Source organism: Streptomyces sp. NPDC002835, assembly GCF_053591995.1.
In genome coordinates, this window is the sequence record NZ_JBSFUW010000113.1 from 1 (window position 1) to 2,742 (window position 2,742).

The 2,742-nt window shown below is 70.3% G+C and carries 2 protein-coding genes and 1 pseudogene; 2 read left to right on the plus strand and 1 reads right to left on the minus strand.

The genetic code is table 11. The features are described 5' to 3' along the window. Positions 1 to 119: pseudogene (locus tag ACWD01_RS37340) on the plus strand (Ku protein); the annotation flags it as partial. A gap of 118 nt (positions 120 to 237) precedes the next feature. On the opposite strand, the gene ACWD01_RS37345 reads toward ACWD01_RS37340, so the two are convergent. After that, positions 238 to 435 carry a hypothetical protein gene (locus ACWD01_RS37345; RefSeq protein WP_451168428.1) on the minus strand — a complete coding sequence of 66 codons (198 nt, stop codon included), beginning with the start codon at positions 433 to 435 and terminating at the stop codon, positions 238 to 240. A gap of 252 nt (positions 436 to 687) precedes the next feature. Between ACWD01_RS37345 and ACWD01_RS37350 the strand changes: the two genes are divergently transcribed. Then, positions 688 to 2,652 carry a tetratricopeptide repeat protein gene (locus ACWD01_RS37350; protein WP_451168430.1) on the plus strand — a complete coding sequence of 655 codons (1,965 nt, stop codon included), beginning with the start codon at positions 688 to 690 and terminating at the stop codon, positions 2,650 to 2,652. Positions 2,653 to 2,742 lie beyond the last annotated feature (90 nt).

Here is a 2,742-nt window from a genome sequence, read left to right on the forward strand (position 1 = left end):
CGAAGTTCGCGCTCCGCGGCCGCGAGCGCCTGGGCCTGCTGCGGGTCAAGGAGGACGCCCTGGTGCTGCACTCGATGCACTGGCCGGACGAGATCCGCTCCCCGGCCTCGCTGGCGCCGCCCGCATGCGTTATCTAGTGCTTCTGGGCCCCAGCGCAGGTTTGCGGCTTTCAGGCATGTCTGGCAAGTAGTTGAGCGCGATCGGGTGGGGGTAGGGGGCTGGGCCACCGCGTGGCGGTCAGGTAAGGAGGGTGGCGAAGGTGCCGGCCACGGTGGTGGCGAGGGTGACGACAGCGGCGAAGGTCAGGGCGGCGCGGGTGAGAGCGGCGGGATAGGTGGCGCCGTCCATGCGGGCGAGTTTGCCCGCGCCGGCGGCGGCCAGCAGCGCGACGACGATCACGAGTGTGGTGGTGAGGAGGAGGACGGCGACGTTCACGGCAGACTCCCGTCAAGCGGTGGGGTGTTGACGTGGACGAAGGTCTCGGAATCGGTGTGCGCCATGGTGCGCCGGGACGAAGATGGACACCGGCGAACACATCACCACCCGGGGGGCGAGCACGTGCACGACGAACGGACCGGTCACACTCCGGACTCGGCTCTATCGGAACTGCGCAGGAGGCTGGAGGGCGGGCTGGCCAGGGCCGGGCTGAAGAAGACGGATCTCGTCGTTCGGACAGGACTGAGCCGTATGACCGTGCAGCTGGCGTTTCAGGCCGCCGGGCCGGTGCCGTCGGCACAGACGTTGACGGCGCTGGTAAGCGCGCTGAGACTGCGGCCGGTTGAGGAACTCCTGGCGCTGCAGCGGGTCGCGGCCGGTAGCGGGAACGGTGAACGGCCGGGGCCCGGCCGGCCGATCGGGCAGTGGGATCCGTACGCGCTGGAGGTCCACCCGGCCAGTACCGTCCAGGACGGTTCCGGCTTGCCGGAGCAGCAGTCACTGCCCGGCTATGTACCCCGCGAGCACGACCTGATCCTGGCGGAGGCGGTGCGGGAGGCCGGGCAGGGCCACAGCCGGATGCTGGTCTTGGTGGGTGAGTCCTCGACGGGGAAGACGCGGGCGTGCTGGGAGGCCGTGCAGCCGCTGGCGGAGCCGGGGTGGCGGCTGTGGCATCCCTTCGATCCCACCCGGGCGGAGGCCGCGCTGGAGGATCTGCACCGTGTCGGCACACGCACGGTGGTATGGCTGAACGAGGCCCAGCATTACCTCGGTGACCGTGCGTCCGGTGAGCGGATCGCTGCAGCTGTGCACGACATGCTGACCAGCCCACAGCGCGGGCCGGTCCTTGTACTGGCCACGCTGTGGCCCGACTACTTCAAGCAGTACACCGCCCTGCCCGCCCCCGGCGAGCCAGATTCGCACAGCCGGGTCCGGGAACTGCTCGCCGGACGAACCGTGAGCGTCCCCAACGCCTTCGACACCCCCGCCCTGGCTGCGGCAACTGCATTGGCCGAGGGCGGTGACCGGCTGCTGGCCGACGCCCTCACCCGCGCCCGCGCCGACGGACGCCTCACGCAAGACCTCGCAGGAGGCCCCGCGCTCCTGGAGCGCTACCAGGCCGGCAACCCGGCCGCCAAAGCACTCCTGGAAGCGGCAATGGACGCCCGCCGCCTCGGCGTCGGCCTGCACCTGCCGCAGGCCTTCCTCACCGACGCCGCCCCCGATTATCTCCACGACACCGACTGGAACCAGCTCACCGACGACTGGGCAGAAAGGGCCTACGCCGAACTCGCCAGACATGTCCACGGGAAACAGGCTCCCTTGAGCCGGGTCACCCCCCGACCCCAAAGGCGCCCACCCGGCTCCGCTACACCTGCCGACGCCCCCTCACCGCGGCCGGCGGGGCCTGTGTTCCGCCTTGCCGACTACCTCGACCAATACGGCCGCACCACCCGCCGACATCTGTGCCCGCCCGCCTCCTTCTGGCACGCTGCCCACACCCACGTCACCCACCCTGACGACCTAGACAAGGTCACTGAGGCAGCCGAAGACCGGCACCGCCTGCAATGGGCCCACCACCTCCTACACCGCGCCGCCGACCACGGCAGCACCAGAGCGCTGCACCACCTGGCCGTGGAGCGGGAGACGACCGACTGGGACTGGGACCTCGAGGACGCCTTCTACCGGCAGGCCGCCTTCCACGGCAACACCCGCGTCCTATCCCACCCGAACCCGTCCCGCCTGGCCCGGATGCGTGAGAGGGCCGGGGACCGGGAAGGGGCCGAAGCCATTGCCCGGCAGGCCGCCGACCACGGCAACACGAACATCCTGCATGGCCTGGCCGGGATGCGGGAGGAGGCCGGGGACCAGGAAGGCGCCGAAGCCCTCTACCGGCAGGCCGTCGACCACGGCGACACGAACGCCATGATCGACCTAGCACTGATGCGGGAGGAGGCCGGGGACCAGGAAGGCGCCGAAGCCCTCTACCGGCAGGCCGCCGAGCACGGCGACACGGAGGCGCTGTCCCGCCTGGCCGGGATGCGGGAGGAGGCCGGGGACCGGGAAGGCGCCGAAACCCTCTACCGACAGGCCGCCGACCACGGCATGGCGGGACAGCGCCCCGGCGGGGAGGTGTTTAGAAGGCGGTGGCCGTACGGCCTGGACCCGGACGGTACGCCGACGCCCCAATGGCAGAAACTCTTCCTGGGCTTCTGAGAGGGCGTTTGATCTAGTCAGATTGCCCTTTATCTCCTAGTAAGTTCCTCGCCAGGTGGGTGTGGTCTCGTCCGTTATGCGCTTGGCGAG